Source organism: Streptomyces sp. CMB-StM0423, assembly GCF_002847285.1.
Lineage (GTDB): Bacteria > Actinomycetota > Actinomycetes > Streptomycetales > Streptomycetaceae > Streptomyces.
On the sequence record NZ_CP025407.1, the window covers coordinates 6,765,476 to 6,784,733 of the forward strand.

Here is a 19,258-nt window from a genome sequence, read left to right on the forward strand (position 1 = left end):
CTTTGTGGGGCATGGAGTGCCTGAACTCGTACTTGAACTGAACGGACAGACATGGACCCTCGACCCGGCGCGCGCTTATCGCGTCGGGCGGGATCCGCAGGGGGACGTGGTGCTGGAGGACGCCAGGGTCTCCTGGCGGCACGCGAGCCTGCGATGGGGCGGCCGTAGCTGGCTGCTGGAGGACGTCGGCAGCACCAACGGCTCGTACGTGGAGGGCCAGCGGGTCCACCAGATCGAGGTCGGCCCCGGCTCGGTCGTGTATCTCGGCAACGCCACCGACGGGCCGCAGTTGCGGCTCTCCGCGCCGGCCGGCGCCGCCGCCCCCGACGTGTACAGCGCGCAGACCGCGATGGCCCAGCCGCCGCCCGGCGCCCACCAGGCCGCGCCGCCGCAGCAGGCACCCGGCGCCTGGGGCGCCCCGCCGCAGGGCCCGCCGCCGCAGGGGCCCCCGTTCCAGGGGCCGCCCGCCGGCATGCCGCCCCAGCAGCAGCCGTACGTGCCGCAGCAGCAGTCCGCGCCGCAGCGCCCGCCGGCCGGTGCCGGCGCGGGCCCCGGCGGCGGCCCCGGCGGCCCGTCGGTCTACGGCGACCGCAGCCCCACGACGTTCCACCAGCTCTCGCTGGGCCGCGTCACCCGCATCGGCCGTGCGCTGGAGAACGAGCTGGTCGTCTCCGACCTCCAGGTCTCGCGCCACCACGCGGAGTTCCGGTCCACGCCCGACGGCCGCTCCGAGATCGTCGACCTCGGCAGCCACAACGGCACGTACGTCAACGGTGAACAACTGCCGCAGCGCGGCCGCCGGCCCATCGGCCCCGACGACATCATCGGCATCGGTCACTCCACCTTCCGGCTGGTCGGGGACCGGCTGGAGGAGTTCGTCGACACCGGTGAGGTCAGCTTCTCGGCCCGCCACCTGACCGTGAAGGTCGACGGCGGCAAGGTCATCCTGGACAACGTCTCCTTCGGCGTGCCCGAGAAGAGCCTGATCGCCGTCATCGGCCCGTCCGGATCCGGCAAGTCCACGCTCCTCAAGGCGCTGACGGGCTACCGCCCCGCGGACGTCGGCGAGGTCCTCTACGACAACCGGAACCTCTACAAGCAGTTCGCCGAGCTGCGGCACCGTATCGGCCTGGTGCCGCAGGACGACATCCTGCACACCCAGCTCACCGTCACCCGCGCGCTGCGCTACGCCGCCAAGCTCCGGTTCCCCGGCGACACCGCCGAGGCCGAGCGCGCCGCCCGCGTCGACGAGGTGCTGCGCGAGCTGAAGCTCGACATCCACAAGGAGAAGCGGATCAGCTCGCTCTCCGGCGGCCAGCGCAAGCGCGTCTCGGTGGCCCTGGAGCTGCTCACCAAGCCGTCGCTGATCTTCCTGGACGAGCCCACCTCGGGCCTCGACCCGGGCATGGACCGCGACGTCATGCAGTTGCTGCGCGGCCTGGCCGACGACGGCCGTACGGTCCTGGTCGTCACCCACTCCGTCGCCGAACTCGCGCTCTGCGACCGGCTGCTGGTCATGGCGCCCGGCGGCGGCGTGGCGTACTTCGGCCCGCCGGAGGAGGCGCTGAACTTCTTCGGCTACGAGACCTGGGCCGACATCTTCTCCGCCTTCGAGAACTACCGGGAGTACGACTGGAAGGGCCGCTGGCAGGGCTCCCAGCACTACCAGATGTACGCCGCGGACATCGACGCCGTGGCCCCGCAGCCCGTCGCGATGCAGCCGCCGCAGATGCTCCGCCCGTCCAAACCGCAGGCGTGGGGACCGCAGCTCTGGACGCTGGTGAGACGGTACGTGTCCGTCCTCGCCTCCGACCGCTTCTTCATCGCGCTCACCATCATTCTCCCGGTGGTGCTCGGCGTCGTGAGCATGGTCATCCCCGCGGAGTTCGGGCTCGGTTACGGGCCCGCGAAGATCCACCTGATCAACAGGGCCGCGGGCACGATCCTGCTCATCCTCGCGGTCGGCGCGTGTTTCTCCGGCGCCGCGAACTCCGTGCGCGAGCTGATCAAGGAACGGGTGATCTACGAGAGAGAGCGGGCGGTCGGCCTCTCCCGTTCCGCGTACGTGATGTCCAAGGTGCTCGTCCTCGGCATCATCACGATCTTCCAGGGCGCCGTCATCAGCGCCATCGGCGTCCTCAGCCGCAGCAAGCTGCCCGAGGAGGGCGTGATCCTGTCCGACCTGCCGGCGGTGGAGCTGGCGATCGGCGTGACCACGCTGGGCCTGACCTCGATGATGTTCGGCCTGATCATCTCGGCGCTGGTGAAGACCTCCGAGATGACCATGCCGCTGCTGGTGATGTTCGCGATCGTGCAGGTGGTCTTCACCGGCGTGCTGTTCCAGTTGCACGGCACCCCGGGCGTCGAGCAGCTCGCCTGGCTGATGCCCTCGCGCTGGGCGGTGGCCGCGATGGGCTCGACGTCCGACCTGAACGTGCTGCTGCCGTGGGACAGCGGCGAGACGGACACGCTGTGGGAGCACACGGCGGGCACGTACGTACTGAACATCGGCGTGCTGCTCACCATGGGCGTGATCTGCGGCTTCATCGTCGCCCGGCTGCTGCGCAAGCACGAGCCGGAGGTCATGCGCTGAGCGCACCCCGCCGGCGCGGACGGGCGGCACCCCTCACCGGGGGTGCCGCCCGTCGGCCGTGTGTGCCGGGGCGCCGGCTCAGTCCCAGTTGTTGGCCTGCCAGAAGGAACGGGCGTCGCAGGCGCTGCCGTAGCGCTTCTTCATGTAGTCCAGGCCCTTCACGCGACATCTAGGTACACCGACATTGGTACCGAATCGGAAATTACGCCGACGAGGGGGCCCCGGGTCGGCACAGCGGCCTAGGACCGGGGGCCGATACAGGTCAGGTCCGCGGCTGGATCACGGGGATCGGGCCTGCGGGTAGCGTGACCGGCATGTCCACACCCGCCCCAGGACCGGTCGCCGGACTCGAAGCGGTCAGCCGCGCCCTGCTCGCGATGAGCAGGCAGGTACAGGTCCGCGACGTGCTCCAGACGATCACGGCGTCCGCCCGCGAGCTGCTGCAGGCGGAGTACGCCGCCCTGGGCGTGCCGGACGACCACGGCGGCTTCGCCCAGTTCGTCGTGGACGGCGTCAGCGACGCGCAGTGGAAGGCCATCGGCCCGCTGCCCCGCCAGCACGGCATCCTCGCCGCGCTGCTGGAGGACGCCGAGCCGGTGCGCCTGGGCGACGTACGCAAGGACCCCCGCTTCGGCGGCTGGCCCAGCGCCCACCCCCGGCTGCGGGACTTCGTCGGCGTCCCCATCGCCGACGGCGAGGAAGTCCTCGGCGCGCTCTTCCTCGCCAACAAGCAGTGCGAGCCTGACGACCCGCCCGCCTCCGACGGCTGCCGCTTCGCCGCCGAGGACGAGGCCCTGCTGCGTACCCTCGCCGACCACGCCGCCATCGCGCTGACCAACGCCCGCCTCTACGAGCGCAGCCGCGAGCTGACCATCGCGGGCGAGCGCGCCCGTATCGCGCACGAGCTGCACGACGCCGTCTCCCAGAAGCTCTTCTCGCTGCGCCTGACCGCGCAGGCCGCCGCCGCCCTCGTCGACCGCGACCCCACGCGCGCCAAGGGCGAGCTGCAGCAGGTCGCGCGGCTCGCCGCGGACGCCGCGGACGAACTGCGCGCCGCCGTCGTCGAGCTGCGCCCCGCGGCCCTGGACGACGACGGCCTGGTGGCCACCCTGGCGACCCAGGTGCAGGTGCTCGACCGGGCCCACCGCGCCCGCGTCACCTTCAGCTCCGCGCAGGTGCGCGCCCTGCCCGCGGCGCAGGAGGAGGCGCTGCTACGGGTTGCGCAGGAGGCCCTGCACAACGCGCTGCGGCACGCCGGCGCCGGGGAGGTCGACGTCGCCCTCACCCGGTACGGCCGCGGCGCCCGGCTGCGGGTGCGCGACGACGGCCGGGGCTTCGACCCGGACGCCGTCCGCTCCGCGGGCCGCCACCTGGGCCTGGTGTCCATGCGCGACCGCGCCGCCGGGGTCGGCGGCGGCCTGACCGTCCAGTCGGCGCCCGGGGAGGGCACCGTGATCGAGATGGAGGTGCCCGGTGGCTGAGACGGGCGAGAAGCAGCGGACCGCGGGCCCGGACGAGACGGACGCCCCCGGCCGGATCCGGGTGCTGCTGGTCGACGACCACCAGGTCGTACGGCGCGGGCTGCGCACCTTCCTGGAGGTGCAGGACGACATCGAGGTCGTCGGCGAGGCCGCCGACGGCGAGGAGGGCGTGGCCCGTACCGCCGAGCTGGTGCCCGACGTGGTGCTCATGGACGTGAAGATGCCCGGCACCGACGGCATCGAGGCGCTGCGCCGCATCCGCGAGTCCGGCAGCGCGGCGCGCGTGCTGGTCATCACCAGCTTCACCGAGCAGCGCACCGTCGTCCCCGCGCTGCGCGCCGGCGCCGCGGGCTACGTCTACAAGGACGTCGACCCCGAGGCGCTGGCCAAGGCGATCCGCTCGGTGCACGCCGGGCACGTGCTGCTCCAGCAGGACGTCGCCGGGGCGCTGCTGGCGCCGGAGGCCGGCGGCGGTCCCGCGCAGGGCAGGGGGACGACGCTGACCGAGCGCGAGCGTGAGGTGCTGGCGCTGATCGCGGACGGCCGCTCGAACCGGGAGATCGCCCGCGCGCTCGTGGTCTCGGAGAAGACCGTCAAGACGCACGTGTCGAACATCCTGATGAAGCTCGACCTCGCGGACCGTACACAGGCCGCCCTCTGGGCCGTACGCCACGGCCTGAGCGGCTGAGACGACTGCCGGCAGCCTCCGGCCCGGCGTCACCGGAACGATGTCTTCCGATCCGAGATTCATACTGTCGTGTAGATGTCGCCCGACCGGCGCAACCGCGCCGGTCCCTCCGCGTTCTCCATGGCATGCCGCGGCACACGCCGCGGCCGACCCGAGGAGGAACCACATGCGGAACCTGAAGAGGGCTGCCGCCCTCACCATCGCCGTGAGCGGCCTGGCCATGGCCGGTGCGGGCATGGCCGCCGCGCACGGCGGCGCGGCCGCCGGCGGCCAGGCCGTCGGTTCGCCGGGCATCGGCTCCGGCAACCTGGTCCAGGTGCCGGTCCACGTGCCCGTGAACGCCTGCGGCAACACCGTCACCGTCGTCGGCGCGCTGAACCCGGCCTTCGGCAACCTCTGCCTGAACCGCTGAAGGACGGCGGTCTGCCGGCACCGGAACCGGCCCCCGGGCACCGCCCGGCGGGCCGGTCCGGCACGCTCGCGGCGTTCGTACGACCGCCGCCCGTTGCGCCGAACGGTGGGCTCCGGCCGTCGCGGCGTGTCCCGCTGGACTCCTCGGCCGTTGCGCAGGGTGTACCCCCGAGCCCCGGGGTGTGCGCACCCAACAGGAGGAACGACTTTCCATGCATGCAGTGAAGAAGGCGGCCTTCGTCCTCGCCACCGCGGGTCTCGCCGCCGGTGCCGGGGCGAGCGCGGCGGTCGCCGACGCCGGTGCCGGGGCCTCGGCCCAGGGCTCGCCCGGTTTCGTCTCGGGGAACGTGGTCCAGCGCCCGGTGCACGCGCCGGTAAACCTCGTCGGCAACAACATCTCCGTCGTCGGCCTGCTGAACGCGCCGTTCGGCAACACCGGCGTCAACAGCTGACCGAGCACACCTTCCGTCGCGTACGCCCCCCGCGGCACGACCGCGGGGGGCGTTCGCGCCGCCGCACGCTCCCGCGCGCCCGCACGTCGGCCCCGCCGCTCTCCGCCGTCCACCGCGAGCGGGAAGCAGCCCCCGGCACGTCAGCCCCGCTCCAGCTCCTCCACGAACGCGTTGTACGCCGCCACCCGCGCCCGCCGCGCCGTCCGCTCCAGCGGCCGCAGCGCCTCCCCGCGAGCCGCTATCTGCCCTGCGCTGACCGCCGCCCCGTGCCCCTCGCCCGGATCCCGCGCGATCTCCACCAGCGCCCCCATCCGCTGCGCCAGCTCCAGCACCCGCACCGCCCGCGGCGGATACCCCGGCGCCAGCACCTCGCGCCCGCGGTCCGCCCGCGCCCGGTACGCCGCCAGCGCCGCCTCCGCGACCGGCCCGGACCCCGCCACGTCCAGCCGCGACAGCACCTCCGTGGCCTCCCGCATCGCCTCCGCCAGCTCCCGCTCCGCCTCGCCCAGCGACGGCACGTCCGCTGGCGGCGCGTCCCGCACCGGCAGGCAGCGCCAGCGCACCCGGACCACCTCGTCGCCCTCGGGCCCCACCGACCAGACCTCCGGCACCAGCCCCAGCGGCGGCCCCCCGGTCACGAGCACCGCCTCGCCGGCGTCCAGCGCCAGCGCGTTGAACTCCGGCGGGCCGGCCAGCCCCAGCGGATGCCCCGGCACCGGCAGCGCCACCCGCAGGCCCTTCGCGCCCAGCGCCCGCAGCCGGCCCAGCGCCATCGTCAGGGCCACACCCTCGGCGGACTCCTCCTCCGGCAGCCCCGCCACCCGGTGCCCGGCGTCGTCCGCGACGATGCGCTCCGCGGCCTCGTCGGGCGAGATGTGCCCGGAAAGCAGGGCATTTCCCCAGGCCGCCAGCCGGCCTGAACGTGGTTCTTCGAGCATGGCACCAGCCTACGGACCGGGTCCGACATCGCGTGGCGTAGGTTTGCCCTGGGGCGGTGTCGCAGGCGCGCACCGCGTACGAAGGACCGACACTGCAAGGGGAGACGGCACGCTCATGAGCGATGTACTGGAGCTGGTGGACGTATCGGTGGTCCGCGACCACAGGGCTCTGGTCGAACAGGTCTCCTGGTCGGTCGCCGAGGGCGAGCGGTGGATCATCCTCGGCCCCAACGGCGCGGGCAAGACCACGCTGTTGAACATCGCCTCCAGCTACCTCTTCCCGTCCTCCGGCACCGTCCAGATCCTCGGCGAGAAACTCGGCGGCGTCGACGTCTTCGAGCTCCGCCCCCGCATCGGCATGGCCAGCGCCGCGCTCTCCGAGAAGCTGCCCAAGAGCCAGACCGTCCTGCAGACCGTCCTCACCGCCGCGTACGGCATGACCGCCACCTGGCACGAGAGCTACGAGGCCGTGGACGAGGACCGCGCCAAGGCGTTCCTCGACCGCCTCGGCATGAGCGAGTACCTGGACCGCAGATTCGGCACCCTCTCCGAGGGCGAGCGCAAGCGCACCCAGATCGCCCGCGCCATGATGACCGACCCCGAACTGCTCCTTCTCGACGAGCCGGCCGCCGGCCTCGACCTCGGCGGCCGCGAGGACCTCGTACGCCGCCTCGGCCGGCTGGCCCGCGACCCGTACGCGCCCTCGATGATCATGGTGACGCACCACGTCGAGGAGATCCCCCCGGGCTTCACGCATGTGCTGATGATCCGGCAGGGCAAGGTCCTTGCCGCCGGACCCATCGAGGCCGAACTGACCTCGCGCAACCTCTCGCTCTGCTTCGGCCTCCCGCTCGTCCTCGACCGCGTGGGCGACCGCTGGACCGCGCAGGGCCTCCCCATGTCGAAGCCGTAGCCGCCGCCCGGCCAACGGGCCCACGACAGACGTAGCTTCCCGGTCACAGCTCCCGGGCATCTGTCCCGAATCCCTTGCCCCGCAATAGCATTGGACCCGTGGATGCATGGGTGTGGTGGCTGATCGCCGCCGTGGGCATGGGCATTCCTCTGGTGCTGACCGCCATGCCGGAGTTCGGCATGTTCTCGGTCGGCGCGGTCGCCGCCGCGGTGACGGCGGGCCTGGGGGGCGGCCTGGTCGTGCAAGTGATCGTCTTCGCGGTCGTGTCGACCGCCCTCATCGCCGCGGTACGGCCCGTGGCGCGCCGCCATCGCGGCCAGGGCGGAGCGACGACGGGCACCGACGCCCTCAAGGGCAGACAGGCGGTGGTGCTGGAGCGCGTCGACGGCTCAGGGGGGCGCATCAAGCTCGCCGGCGAGGTGTGGAGTGCCCGGGCGCTCGACTCGGGTGAGGTTTACGAGCCCGGCCGGACGGTCGATGTTGTGGACATCGACGGTGCGACCGCCGTCGTCATGTGACCGGAAGCGCCCTTACGGGCAAGGCCGTTCTGCCACACTCGGCGGCTGGGCCGCACAATTGGATCACTAACCGGGGAGCAGCATGCAGCCGATCATCATCGTCCTGATCATCCTGGTGGTGCTCGTCTTCATCGCACTCATCAAGACGATCCAGGTCATCCCGCAGGCCAGTGCGGCCATCGTGGAGCGCTTCGGCCGCTACACCCGCACCCTCAACGCCGGCCTCAACATCGTGGTGCCGTTCATCGACACCATCCGCAACCGCGTCGACCTGCGCGAACAAGTGGTGCCGTTCCCACCGCAACCCGTGATCACCCAGGACAACCTGGTGGTGAACATCGACACGGTCATCTACTACCAGGTCACCGACGCCCGCGCCGCCACCTACGAGGTCGCCAGCTACATCCAGGCCATCGAGCAGCTCACCGTCACCACCCTGCGCAACATCATCGGCGGCATGGACCTGGAGCGCACCCTGACCTCCCGCGAGGAGATCAACGCCGCGCTGCGCGGCGTCCTCGACGAGGCCACCGGCCGCTGGGGCATCCGCGTCAACCGCGTCGAGCTGAAGGCCATCGAGCCGCCCACCTCCATCCAGGACTCGATGGAGAAGCAGATGCGCGCCGACCGCGACAAGCGCGCCGCGATCCTCACCGCGGAGGGCGTCCGGCAGTCCGAGATCCTCACCGCCGAGGGCGAGAAGCAGGCCGCGATCCTACGGGCCGAGGGTGAGGCCCGCTCCGCGGCGCTGCGCGCCGAGGGCGAGGCGCAGGCCATCCGCACGGTCTTCGAGTCCATCCACGCCGGCGACCCGGACCAGAAGCTGCTGTCGTACCAGTACCTGCAGATGCTGCCGAAGATCGCCGAGGGCGACGCGAACAAGCTCTGGATCGTGCCGAGCGAGATCGGCGACGCCCTCAAGGGACTCGGTGGCGCCCTGGGCAACTTCGGCACGCCCTCGCCCACCGGCGGCGGCGACGGCGGCGCGCCCAAGACGAGCACCCGGAAGGCCCCCACCTACCGCGAGCAGCCCCCGCTGGAGTAGGCCCGCGAGGCGCCACGCACGCCGTACGACATGAGCCCGCCCCCGGTCGTCGCGACGACCGGAGGCGGGCTCATGTCCGTACAGCGCGGACGGAGCGCTCACGCGCCGGAACTCACGCGGCGACACCCACCTCGCGGCCCTCCGGCGGCGCCAGCCACTCCGGCAACTGCTCCTGCTCGCGCACTCCCAGCGCCAGCAGCAGCGCGTCCGCCGGCGTCGGCTCGAAGGGCCGCCGCAGCAGCCGCATCCCCGCCTGCTCCGGCGTCCGGTCCGCTTTGCGGTGGTTGTCCGCGGCGCATGACGCCACCGTGTTCAGCCAGGTGTCGCCACCGCCCAGCGAGCGCGGCAGGACGTGGTCCACGGTCGTCGCACGGCGGCCGCAGTACGCGCACCGGTGCCGGTCGCGTACCAGCACACCCCGCCGCGACCACGGTGCGCGTCTTCGGAACGGCACCCGCACGTACCGGCAGAGCCGGATCACCTGGGGCACCGGCAGCTCCACGCTCGCCGCCCGCAGCCGCATACCGGAGTGCGCCTGCTCGACCACGGCCTTGTCCTGCAGCACCAGCACCACCGCACGGCGGAGCGACACCGTCGACAACGGCTCGAAGCTCGCGTTGAGCACCAGCGTCTCGCGCATCCCGGTCACCTCCCGACTGGCCCCGCCGAGCGGCGAGGTGGCTCCACTCTGCCCGGGGAGATCGGCCGCGACAACGCAATTTCAGCCCGCCGCGGGCTCCTCGTGGGTGCCGACGAGCTGCGCCCTCGCCAGGGTGTGGAAGCGGAGGTTGAAGCCCACGACGGCCGGCGTCGCCGCCGCGTCGGGACCGAGCTTCTCCTGGTCCACCGCATACACCGTGAACACGTACCGGTGCTCCCCGTCACCGGGCGGCGGGGCCGCCCCCGTGAAGTCGTGGGTCCCGGCGTCGTTCCGTACGGTCACCGCACCCTGCGGCAGCCCGGCCATGCCGCCCGTGCCCGCGCCCGCGGGCAGCTCCGTCACGGACACCGGGATGTCGAACACCGACCAGTGCCAGAACCCGCTGCCGGTCGGCGCGTCCGGGTCGTAGCAGGTGACGGCGAAGCTCTTCGTCCCCTCCGGGAACCCCGACCAGCGCAACTGCGGCGAGGTGTTGCCCTTCGCCCCGATCTGCGCGTCGGGCAGGGGAGCGCCCTCCTGTACGTCGTCGCTGGTGACGGTGAACGACGGCACCGCGGGATGGAAGTCGTGGGGCAGCGGCGGCCGGTTCTGCTCGGGCACGTGAGACACCTCCGGGTGGCTGTGACGCAAGGACACGGCGTGGCGGGTACGCGGACACGTGGACACACGATGCACCGCCACGGCGGTCAGCCTAACGAGCAGCGGGCGGGGCGCCGCCGCCACACGACGCGCGGCTCAGAACCAGTTGCGCCGCGACCCGACCTCGGAGATCCACTGGTTCAGGTACGCGGTCCAGTCCGTCTGCTGGAAGTCGGTGAGCCCCACCTGGAACATCCGGAACGAGTCGCCGCCGTCGGTGAAGAGACCCGGCTTCTTGTCCATCTCCAGCACCACGTCCATCTGGTGCCCGTCCGCGAGGAACGTCAGCTCCACGGCGGTCAGCCCGCGGTACTGCTGCGGCGCGTAGAACTCGATCTCCTGGTAGAACGGCAGCCGCTGCCGGGTGCCGCGGATGTGCCCGCGCTCCAGGTCCGCGCTCTTGAAGCGGAAGCCCAGCCCGCCGAAGGCGTCGAGGATCGCCTGCTGCGCCGGCAGCGGGTGCACGGAGATCGGGTCGAGGTCGAGCGAGTCCACCGCCCGGGCGATCTCCAGCTCGGTCGTCACGCCCACGTTCATCCCCGGCAGCCGCTGCCCCATGACGGACGTCACCGGCGTCTCCCACGGGACGTCCAGGCTGAACGACACGTTGTGCACGGCGTTCGGCTGGATCTCGAAGGCGCCGCCGAGCCGCTGCCGGTGGAACTCGATGTCCTGCTTGTACTCGTTGTCGCCGCTCTCCACCTCGACGCGCGCCTGCAGCCCGACGGACAGCCCCTCGACCTCCTGAGCCACGGACCCGCCCTCGATGCGGACCTCGCCCTGGACGACCCCGCCGGGCACGACGTTCGCGTCGTTCAGCACCGTCTCCACCGACGCGCCGCCGGCCCCCAGGCTGGCGAAAAGCTTCTTGAACCCCATCGCGGACTCCCCTGCTCCCCTGTAGGTCTGCTCAACTACGCTCACCCGGCATGCCCCGAACTCCACTCGACCGCTCGTTCTTCCGTCGGCCCGTACTGGAGGTGGCGCCGGACTTGCTGGGCCGAACACTACTGCGCCGCACCGCCGCCGGGACGATCTCGCTGCGACTGACGGAGGTCGAGGCGTACGCCGGGGAGCAGGACCCCGGATCGCACGCCTACCGGGGCCGCACGGACCGCAACGCCGTGATGTTCGGCCCCGCAGGGCACATCTACGTCTACTTCACGTACGGCATGTGGCACTGCATGAACGTGGTCTGCGGCGAAGAGGGGGCCGCGAGCGCAGTCCTCCTGCGCGCGGGTGAGGTGACGGAGGGCAAGGAGCTGGCCCGCAAGCAGCGCCCCAAGGCCCGCAAGGACCGCGAACTGGCCCAGGGCCCCGCCCGCCTCGCCACGGCCCTCGACGTCGACAGAAGCCTCAACGGCACCGACGCCTGCACCCCTGGCACCCCCCTGGAACTCCTGGCCGGCACCCCCGCCGACCACACCCGCATCTGCACTGGCCCCCGCACCGGCGTCGGCGGCGACGGCGCCCACCACCCGTGGCGCTACTGGATCGCCGACGACCCGACGGTCAGCCCTTACCGCGCCCACGAGCCACGACGCCGCCCGAAGGCGGCAGGAGCTTGACGCGGGCGGGGCGGGTCACTATCGTAGATAGAGCCATATGTGGCCTGGTGTCTCGCACGCTCTGATGCGGACACCATCCTCCAGACGATCTTTCGTAAACCTGAGCCTTCTTGTTGTCGCGCCTCGGCTGCGACTCCCGGGACCCGGTTTTGGAGCGGAGAGAAGTCTTCGCTACAGTGGTGGAACACCGAAGGGAAACGCCCGGAGAGGCCCGGAAGGGTTTTGAAGGTAGTGTCCGTTCTTTGAGAACTCAACAGTGTGCCAAGTAATCGATGCCAAGTGTTTGATGTAGTGAGACAGCAGTAAGCGAGGCAGACTCGTTTCTGTTTTTGCATCATGTATGCATTTACGGAGAGTTTGATCCTGGCTCAGGACGAACGCTGGCGGCGTGCTTAACACATGCAAGTCGAACGATGATCCGGTTTCGGCCGGGGATTAGTGGCGAACGGGTGAGTAACACGTGGGCAATCTGCCCTGCACTCTGGGACAAGCCCTGGAAACGGGGTCTAATACCGGATAGTACCTTCGGGCGCATGCCTGGGGGTGGAAAGCTCCGGCGGTGCAGGATGGGCCCGCGGCCTATCAGCTTGTTGGTGGGGTGATGGCCTACCAAGGCGACGACGGGTAGCCGGCCTGAGAGGGCGACCGGCCACACTGGGACTGAGACACGGCCCAGACTCCTACGGGAGGCAGCAGTGGGGAATATTGCACAATGGGCGCAAGCCTGATGCAGCGACGCCGCGTGAGGGATGACGGCCTTCGGGTTGTAAACCTCTTTCAGCAGGGAAGAAGCGAGAGTGACGGTACCTGCAGAAGAAGCGCCGGCTAACTACGTGCCAGCAGCCGCGGTAATACGTAGGGCGCAAGCGTTGTCCGGAATTATTGGGCGTAAAGAGCTCGTAGGCGGCTTGTCGCGTCGGATGTGAAAGCCCGGGGCTTAACCCCGGGTCTGCATTCGATACGGGCAGGCTGGAGTTCGGTAGGGGAGATCGGAATTCCTGGTGTAGCGGTGGAATGCGCAGATATCAGGAGGAACACCGGTGGCGAAGGCGGATCTCTGGGCCGATACTGACGCTGAGGAGCGAAAGCGTGGGGAGCAAACAGGATTAGATACCCTGGTAGTCCACGCCGTAAACGGTGGGCACTAGGTGTGGGCGGCATTCCACGTCGTCCGTGCCGTAGCTAACGCATTAAGTGCCCCGCCTGGGGAGTACGGCCGCAAGGCTAAAACTCAAAGGAATTGACGGGGGCCCGCACAAGCGGCGGAGCATGTGGCTTAATTCGACGCAACGCGAAGAACCTTACCAAGGCTTGACATACACCGGAAAACCGTGGAGACACGGTCCCCCTTGTGGTCGGTGTACAGGTGGTGCATGGCTGTCGTCAGCTCGTGTCGTGAGATGTCGGGTTAAGTCCCGCAACGAGCGCAACCCTTGTCCTGTGTTGCCAGCACGCCTTTCGGGGTGGTGGGGACTCACGGGAGACTGCCGGGGTCAACTCGGAGGAAGGTGGGGACGACGTCAAGTCATCATGCCCCTTATGTCTTGGGCTGCACACGTGCTACAATGGCCGGTACAATGAGCTGCGATACCGCGAGGTGGAGCGAATCTCAAAAAGCCGGTCTCAGTTCGGATTGGGGTCTGCAACTCGACCCCATGAAGTCGGAGTCGCTAGTAATCGCAGATCAGCATTGCTGCGGTGAATACGTTCCCGGGCCTTGTACACACCGCCCGTCACGTCACGAAAGTCGGTAACACCCGAAGCCGGTGGCCCAACCCCTCGGGGAGGGAGCCGTCGAAGGTGGGACTGGCGATTGGGACGAAGTCGTAACAAGGTAGCCGTACCGGAAGGTGCGGCTGGATCACCTCCTTTCTAAGGAGCACAGCGCCGGATGCACCCGAACGTGGTGCACGGCCAGCTCATGGGTGGAACATCGGTTATCACGCTCCCGGGTCGTTGTAGGCCGGGGGGTTTTGGCGCACTGTTGGGTGTCTGAGAGCGCGGGCATGTGAGTGTCTGTTTCTCTTATGGGTTGTTGTTTGAGAACTGCACAGTGGACGCGAGCATCTGTGGCCAAGTTTTTAAGGGCGCATGGTGGATGCCTTGGCACCAGGAACCGATGAAGGACGTGGGAGGCCGCGATAGGCCCCGGGGAGCTGTCAACCGAGCTGTGATCCGGGGGTGTCCGAATGGGGAAACCCGGCAGTCGTCATGGGCTGTCACCCGCTGCTGAATGTATAGGCGGTGTGGAGGGAACGCGGGGAAGTGAAACATCTCAGTACCCGCAGGAAGAGAAAACAACAGTGATTCCGGGAGTAGTGGCGAGCGAAACCGGATGAGGCTAAACCGTTTGTGTGTGATACCCGGCAGGGGTTGCGCAGGCGGGGTTGTGGGAGTTTACGTGACTGGTCTGCCGGCTGGTCGGCGAGTGAGAAACCGTACATGTAGACGAAGGGCATGCGAAAGGCCCGGCGTAGAGGGTAAGACCCCCGTAGTTGAAATGTGTGCGGCTCGTTGTGAACCACCCAAGTAGCACGGGGCCCGAGAAATCCCGTGTGAATCTGGCGGGACCACCCGCTAAGCCTAAATATTCCCTGGTGACCGATAGCGGATAGTACCGTGAGGGAATGGTGAAAAGTACCGCGGGAGCGGAGTGAAAGAGTACCTGAAACCGTGTGCCTACAAGCCGTGGGAGCGTCGCATGCAGCAACTTGTTGCTGTGTGTCGTGACTGCGTGCCTTTTGAAGAATGAGCCTGCGAGTTAGCGGTGTGTAGCGAGGTTAACCCGTGTGGGGTAGCCGTAGCGAAAGCGAGTCCTAGCTGGGCGATTGAGTTGCACGCTCTAGACCCGAAGCGGAGTGATCTAGCCATGGGCAGGGTGAAGCGGCTGTAAGAGGTCGTGGAGGCCCGAACCCACCAGGGTTGAAAACCTGGGGGATGACCTGTGGTTAGGGGTGAAAGGCCAATCAAACTCCGTGATAGCTGGTTCTCCCCGAAATGCATTTAGGTGCAGCGTCGTGTGTTGCTTGCCGGAGGTAGAGCTACTGGATAGGCGATGGGCCTTACCGGGTTACTGACCTTAGCCAAACTCCGAATGCCGGTAAGTTAAGCACGGCAGTGAGACTGCGGGGGATAAGCTCCGTGGTCGAGAGGGAAACAGCCCAGAGCATCGACTAAGGCCCCTAAGCGTATGCTAAGTGGGAAAGGATGTGGAGTCGCAGAGACAACCAGGAGGTTGGCTTAGAAGCAGCCATCCTTGAAAGAGTGCGTAATAGCTCACTGGTCAAGTGATTCCGCGCCGACAATGTAGCGGGGCTCAAGCGTACCGCCGAAGTCGTGTCACTTACGCAATAGTCCTAACGGATGTGTGAGTGGGTAGGGGAGCGTCGTGTGCCGGGTGAAGCTGCACCGGAAGGTAGTGGTGGACGGTTCACGAGTGAGAATGCAGGCATGAGTAGCGATACACACGTGGGAAACGTGTGCGCCGATTGACTAAGGGTTCCTGGGTCAAGTTGATCTGCCCAGGGTAAGTCGGGGCCTAAGGCGAGGCCGACAGGCGTAGTCGATGGATAACCGGTTGATATTCCGGTACCCGCTGTGAAGCGCCAGACATCGAATCAGGTGATGCTAAGCCCGTGAAGCCCCCTGTCTGATCCTTCGGGTGAGGGTGGGTGTGGTGGAGCCGGTGACCCGAGCTTGTAGTAGGTGAGTGATGGGGTGACGCAGGAAGGTAGTCCAGCCCGGGCGGTGGTTGTCCCGGGGTAAGGGTGTGGCCCGTTGTGCAGGTAAATCCGCGCAACTTTATGGGTGAGACCTGATGCCGAGCCGATTGTGGTGAAGTGGATGATCCTATGCTGTCGAGAAAAGCCTCTAGCGATGTTTCATGGCGGCCCGTACCCTAAACCGACTCAGGTGGTCAGGTAGAGTATACCGAGGCGTTCGGGTGAACTATGGTTAAGGAACTCGGCAAAATGCCCCCGTAACTTCGGGAGAAGGGGGGCCGTTTCCGGTGATCCGTTTTACACGGGGAGCCGGGGGTGGCCGCAGAGACCAGCGAGAAGCGACTGTTTACTAAAAACACAGGTCCGTGCGAAGCTGTAAGGCGATGTATACGGACTGACGCCTGCCCGGTGCTGGAACGTTAAGGGGACCGGTTAGTCATTCTTCGGGGTGGCGAAGCTGAGAACTTAAGCGCCAGTAAACGGCGGTGGTAACTATAACCATCCTAAGGTAGCGAAATTCCTTGTCGGGTAAGTTCCGACCTGCACGAATGGCGTAACGACTTCTCGACTGTCTCAACCATAGGCCCGGTGAAATTGCATTACGAGTAAAGATGCTCGTTTCGCGCAGCAGGACGGAAAGACCCCGGGACCTTTACTATAGCTTGATATTGGTGTTCGGTTCGGCTTGTGTAGGATAGGTGGGAGACTGTGAAGCGGCCACGCCAGTGGTTGTGGAGTCGTCGTTGAAATACCACTCTGGTCGTGTTGGATGTCTAACCTGGGTCCGTGATCCGGATCGGGGACAGTGTCTGGTGGGTAGTTTAACTGGGGCGGTTGCCTCCTAAAATGTAACGGAGGCGCCCAAAGGTTCCCTCAGCCTGGTTGGTCATCAGGTGGTGAGTGTAAGTGCACAAGGGAGCTTGACTGCGAGACTGACGGGTCGAGCAGGTGCGAAAGCAGGGACTAGTGATCCGGCGGTGGCTTGTGGGAGCGCCGTCGCTCAACGGATAAAAGGTACCCCGGGGATAACAGGCTGATCTTCCCCAAGAGTCCATATCGACGGGATGGTTTGGCACCTCGATGTCGGCTCGTCGCATCCTGGGGCTGGAGTCGGTCCCAAGGGTTGGGCTGTTCGCCCATTAAAGCGGCACGCGAGCTGGGTTTAGAACGTCGTGAGACAGTTCGGTCCCTATCCGCTGCGCGCGTAGGAGTCTTGAGAAGGGCTGTCCCTAGTACGAGAGGACCGGGACGGACGGACCTCTGGTGTGCCAGTTGTTCTGCCAAGGGCATGGCTGGTTGGCTACGTTCGGGAGGGATAACCGCTGAAAGCATCTAAGCGGGAAGCCTGCTTCGAGATGAGGACTCCCACCCCCTTGTGGGGTTAAGGCCCCCTGTAGACGACGGGGTTGATAGGCCGGATCTGGAAGCCCTGTGAGGGGTGGAGGTGACCGGTACTAATAGGCCGAGGGCTTGTCCATAGCTGCTTGCGTCCACTGTGTTGTTCCCAGACAGCAAACCATTGTTGTCGGGTTGGCTTGAGTTTGTTCACTTAATTGAAGAGTGTGCTTGTTCGCTGACCCTTTTAGGGTTTCGGTGGTCATAGCGTTGGGGAAACGCCCGGTCTCATTCCGAACCCGGAAGCTAAGCCCGACCGCGCCGATGGTACTGCATGGGGGACCGTGTGGGAGAGTAGGTCACCGCCGAACAATTATTGAGGACCCTTGGTCCCAGCGTGAGCGCTGGGACCAAGGGTCCTTTTTTGTTTTCGTTCCGGTGAATCCGGGAGTTAGAGGAGCGTAGTGATGACCACCAACGAGCCCGACCGGCGTGACGAGGACCGTGACGGCCGCGGCCGGCGTCGTGACGGTGACGGACGTGGTTTCGACCGGCGGGACGGAGACCGCCGTGGCGGTCCGCGTCGTACGGACGGCGACCGGCAGGGGCGTGGACCGCGGCGCCAGGACGACCGTCCCCGGCAGCAGGACGACCGGCCGCGGCGTGATTTCCGGCGTGACGACGATCGTCCCCGTGGACCCCGTCGGGACGATGACCGTCCGCGACGGGACTTCCGACGCGACGACGACCGTCCCCGCCGCGACTTCCGTCGTGACGACGACCGGCCGCGTGGGCCGCGGCGTGACGACGATCGGCGAGGAGACGACCGGGCGCGGGGCTTCCGCCGGGATGACGATCGTCCTCGTGGGCCCCGTCGGGACGATGACCGTCCCCGGCGTGATTTCCGTCGCGATGATGATCGTCCGCGGCGTGATTTCGGCCGTAGCGACGATCGTCCGCGTCGTGACTTCCGCCGGGATGACGATCGTCCTCGTGGGCCCCGTCGGGACGATGACCGTCCGCGACGGGACTTCCGGCGCGATGATGATCGTCCGCGGCGTGATTTCGGCCGTAGCGACGACCGCCCTCGTCGTGACTTCCGTCGTGATGACGACCGGCCTCGTGGCCCCCGCCGTGATGACGATCGGCCGCGTGGGCCCCGCCGTGATGAGGATCGTCCTCGTGGGCCCCGTCGGGACGATGACCGTCCCCGGCGTGATTTCCGTCGCGATGATGATCGTCCGCGGCGTGACTTCGGCCGTAGCGACGACCGTCCGCGCCGTGACTTCCGGCGCGATGACGACCGTTCCCGCGGGCCCCGGCGTGACGGGTACGCGCGTGGGGAGCGGTTTGAGCGGCGGGATGATCGTCCGCGGGGGCCGCGGCGGGAGGGGGAACGGCCGCCTGTGCGGCGGTTGTCCATTCCCGAGGACGTCACCGGGTATGAGCTCGACAAGGCCGTACGGCAGGAGCTGCAGAGCCTGCCCAAGACGCTTGCGGAGGATGTGGCCAAGAACCTCGTCATGGTCGCCCGGCTGCTCGACGAGGACGCCCCCAGGGCCTACGAGCACGCCAAGGTGGCGCTGCGGCTTGCGTCTCGCGTAGGTGCTGTGCGGGAGGCCGCCGGCTTCGCCGCGTACCACACCGGGAAGTACCAGGAGGCACTGGCCGAGTTCCGGGCCGCGCGGCGCATGAGCGGGCGTCCCGACCTCTGGCCGGTGATGGCCGACTGCGAGCGCGGCATGGGACGGCCGGAACGGGCGCTGGCGATGGCCGGTGAGCCCGAGGTGCAGCGGTTGGACAAGGCGGGGCAGGTGGAGATGCGGCTCGTCGCCGCCGGGGCGCGGCGTGACCTGGGGCAGCCCGATGCCGCCGTCGTCACCTTGCAGAGCCCAGAGTTGGCGTCGGCCTCCGTGCACCCGTGGACCGCGCGGCTGCGGTACGCCTACGCCGACGCGCTGCTGGAGGTCGGGCGCGAGGAGGACGCGCGGGAGTGGTTCGCGAAGGCCGTCGAGGCCGACCACGAGGGGCTGACGGACGCCTCCGACCGGCTCGCCGAGCTGGACGGCATCGAGTTCACCGACGCGCTCGACCCCGACTCGGAGGACGCCGAGGAGGACATCGAGGGGGAGGTCGAGGAGGACGCGGAGGGTTCTGTCGGCTCCGAGGTGGGTGACGCCGACTTCACCGACGAGGACGACCCCGCCGCCGATGAGGACGACTCCGCCGCGGATGAGGACGACTCCGCCGCCGACGAGGACAAGCCCGTCGGTGACGACGAGCCCCGCGCCTGA

Annotated in this window: 15 protein-coding genes and 3 rRNA genes; 13 read left to right on the top strand and 5 right to left on the bottom strand. The window is 68.2% G+C overall.

Going from position 1 to position 19,258, the window contains the following annotated elements; translation table 11 throughout:
* Positions 1–16 precede the first annotated feature (16 nt).
* From CXR04_RS29440 to CXR04_RS29460, 5 genes are all read left to right on the top strand, one after another.
* Positions 17–2,593 carry an ABC transporter ATP-binding protein/permease gene (locus tag CXR04_RS29440; RefSeq protein WP_234380548.1) on the top strand — a complete coding sequence of 859 codons (2,577 nt, stop codon included), beginning with the start codon at positions 17–19 and terminating at the stop codon, positions 2,591–2,593.
* Between the two features lie 314 nt (positions 2,594–2,907).
* Positions 2,908–4,074 (top strand): GAF domain-containing sensor histidine kinase, encoded by a 1,167-nt coding sequence (locus CXR04_RS29445; RefSeq protein ID WP_101426674.1) that lies wholly within the window; start codon positions 2,908–2,910, stop codon positions 4,072–4,074.
* Positions 4,067–4,762 (top strand): response regulator, encoded by a 696-nt coding sequence (locus tag CXR04_RS29450; protein WP_101425252.1) that lies wholly within the window; start codon positions 4,067–4,069, stop codon positions 4,760–4,762. The genes CXR04_RS29445 and CXR04_RS29450 overlap by 8 nt, the downstream gene beginning before the upstream one ends.
* A 166-nt stretch (positions 4,763–4,928) precedes the next feature.
* Positions 4,929–5,174, top strand: a complete 246-nt coding sequence (locus CXR04_RS29455) for a chaplin (RefSeq protein WP_101425253.1) — start codon at positions 4,929–4,931, stop codon at positions 5,172–5,174.
* A gap of 211 nt (positions 5,175–5,385) precedes the next feature.
* Positions 5,386–5,625: a chaplin gene (locus CXR04_RS29460; RefSeq protein WP_199850554.1), complete on the top strand. Its 240-nt coding sequence runs from the start codon at positions 5,386–5,388 to the stop codon at positions 5,623–5,625.
* A gap of 140 nt (positions 5,626–5,765) precedes the next feature.
* On the opposite strand, the gene CXR04_RS29465 is transcribed toward CXR04_RS29460, so the two are convergent.
* Positions 5,766–6,563, bottom strand: coding sequence for a hypothetical protein (locus CXR04_RS29465; protein WP_101425255.1), 798 nt, complete (start codon positions 6,561–6,563; stop codon positions 5,766–5,768).
* A 115-nt stretch (positions 6,564–6,678) separates the two neighbouring features.
* On the opposite strand from CXR04_RS29465, the gene CXR04_RS29470 reads away from it, so the two are divergent.
* The 3 genes from CXR04_RS29470 to CXR04_RS29480 all read left to right on the top strand — a co-directional run bounded on the left by CXR04_RS29470 (position 6,679) and on the right by CXR04_RS29480 (position 9,039).
* A complete protein-coding gene (locus tag CXR04_RS29470) occupies positions 6,679–7,476 on the top strand; it encodes an ABC transporter ATP-binding protein (RefSeq protein WP_101425256.1) in 798 nt (265 codons plus the stop codon).
* 137 nt (positions 7,477–7,613) lie between these two features.
* Positions 7,614–7,994 (top strand): NfeD family protein, encoded by a 381-nt coding sequence (locus CXR04_RS29475; RefSeq protein ID WP_199850680.1) that lies wholly within the window; start codon positions 7,614–7,616, stop codon positions 7,992–7,994.
* Positions 7,995–8,076: 82 nt separating this feature from the next.
* On the top strand, positions 8,077–9,039 hold the full coding sequence (locus CXR04_RS29480) for an SPFH domain-containing protein (protein WP_101425258.1): 963 nt from the start codon (positions 8,077–8,079) through the stop codon (positions 9,037–9,039).
* A gap of 112 nt (positions 9,040–9,151) precedes the next feature.
* Here CXR04_RS29480 and CXR04_RS29485 read toward each other — a convergent pair whose 3' ends face one another.
* From CXR04_RS29485 to CXR04_RS29495, 3 genes are all read right to left on the bottom strand, one after another.
* Positions 9,152–9,679 (bottom strand): HNH endonuclease, encoded by a 528-nt coding sequence (locus CXR04_RS29485; RefSeq protein WP_101425259.1) that lies wholly within the window; start codon positions 9,677–9,679, stop codon positions 9,152–9,154.
* 81 nt (positions 9,680–9,760) lie between these two features.
* On the bottom strand, positions 9,761–10,300 hold the full coding sequence (locus CXR04_RS29490; protein WP_101425260.1) for a YbhB/YbcL family Raf kinase inhibitor-like protein: 540 nt from the start codon (positions 10,298–10,300) through the stop codon (positions 9,761–9,763).
* Positions 10,301–10,435: 135 nt separating this feature from the next.
* Positions 10,436–11,218: a sporulation protein gene (locus tag CXR04_RS29495; RefSeq protein ID WP_101425261.1), complete on the bottom strand. Its 783-nt coding sequence runs from the start codon at positions 11,216–11,218 to the stop codon at positions 10,436–10,438.
* Between the two features lie 50 nt (positions 11,219–11,268).
* Between CXR04_RS29495 and CXR04_RS29500 the strand changes: the two genes are divergently transcribed.
* The 4 genes from CXR04_RS29500 (at position 11,269) to rrf (ending at position 17,335) form a co-directional block, all read left to right on the top strand.
* Positions 11,269–11,907: a DNA-3-methyladenine glycosylase gene (locus CXR04_RS29500; protein WP_101425262.1), complete on the top strand. Its 639-nt coding sequence runs from the start codon at positions 11,269–11,271 to the stop codon at positions 11,905–11,907.
* A gap of 345 nt (positions 11,908–12,252) precedes the next feature.
* A 16S ribosomal RNA gene (locus tag CXR04_RS29505) occupies positions 12,253–13,779 on the top strand.
* 199 nt (positions 13,780–13,978) lie between these two features.
* A 23S ribosomal RNA gene (locus tag CXR04_RS29510) occupies positions 13,979–17,107 on the top strand.
* A gap of 111 nt (positions 17,108–17,218) precedes the next feature.
* Positions 17,219–17,335: ribosomal RNA gene (rrf, locus tag CXR04_RS29515) — 5S ribosomal RNA — on the top strand.
* Together the 16S, 23S and 5S rRNA genes form the textbook arrangement of a ribosomal RNA operon.
* Here rrf and CXR04_RS36195 read toward each other — a convergent pair.
* Complete coding sequence (locus CXR04_RS36195) at positions 17,324–18,535, bottom strand: hypothetical protein (protein WP_234380549.1); 1,212 nt, start codon at positions 18,533–18,535, stop codon at positions 17,324–17,326. The two genes, rrf and CXR04_RS36195, sit on opposite strands and share 12 nt — an antisense overlap.
* Here CXR04_RS36195 and CXR04_RS29525 point away from each other — a divergent pair.
* On the top strand, positions 18,470–19,258 hold the full coding sequence (locus CXR04_RS29525; RefSeq protein ID WP_234380550.1) for a hypothetical protein: 789 nt from the start codon (positions 18,470–18,472) through the stop codon (positions 19,256–19,258). The genes CXR04_RS36195 and CXR04_RS29525 overlap by 66 nt on opposite strands.

Bases quoted from the DNA above. Each gene is read 5' to 3' on its own strand.
- CXR04_RS29475 (WP_199850680.1), top strand. From the start codon at position 7,614: ATGGGCATTCCTCTGGTGCTGACCGCCATGCCGGAGTTCGGCATGTTC.
- CXR04_RS29460 (WP_199850554.1), top strand. From the start codon at position 5,386: ATGCATGCAGTGAAGAAGGCGGCCTTCGTCCTCGCCACCGCGGGTCTC.
- CXR04_RS29485 (WP_101425259.1), bottom strand. From the start codon at position 9,679: ATGCGCGAGACGCTGGTGCTCAACGCGAGCTTCGAGCCGTTGTCGACG.
- CXR04_RS29480 (WP_101425258.1), top strand. From the start codon at position 8,077: ATGCAGCCGATCATCATCGTCCTGATCATCCTGGTGGTGCTCGTCTTC.
- CXR04_RS29500 (WP_101425262.1), top strand. From the start codon at position 11,269: ATGCCCCGAACTCCACTCGACCGCTCGTTCTTCCGTCGGCCCGTACTG.
- CXR04_RS29465 (WP_101425255.1), bottom strand. From the start codon at position 6,563: ATGCTCGAAGAACCACGTTCAGGCCGGCTGGCGGCCTGGGGAAATGCC.
- CXR04_RS29470 (WP_101425256.1), top strand. From the start codon at position 6,679: ATGAGCGATGTACTGGAGCTGGTGGACGTATCGGTGGTCCGCGACCAC.
- CXR04_RS29455 (WP_101425253.1), top strand. From the start codon at position 4,929: ATGCGGAACCTGAAGAGGGCTGCCGCCCTCACCATCGCCGTGAGCGGC.
- CXR04_RS29445 (WP_101426674.1), top strand. From the start codon at position 2,908: ATGTCCACACCCGCCCCAGGACCGGTCGCCGGACTCGAAGCGGTCAGC.
- CXR04_RS29495 (WP_101425261.1), bottom strand. From the start codon at position 11,218: ATGGGGTTCAAGAAGCTTTTCGCCAGCCTGGGGGCCGGCGGCGCGTCG.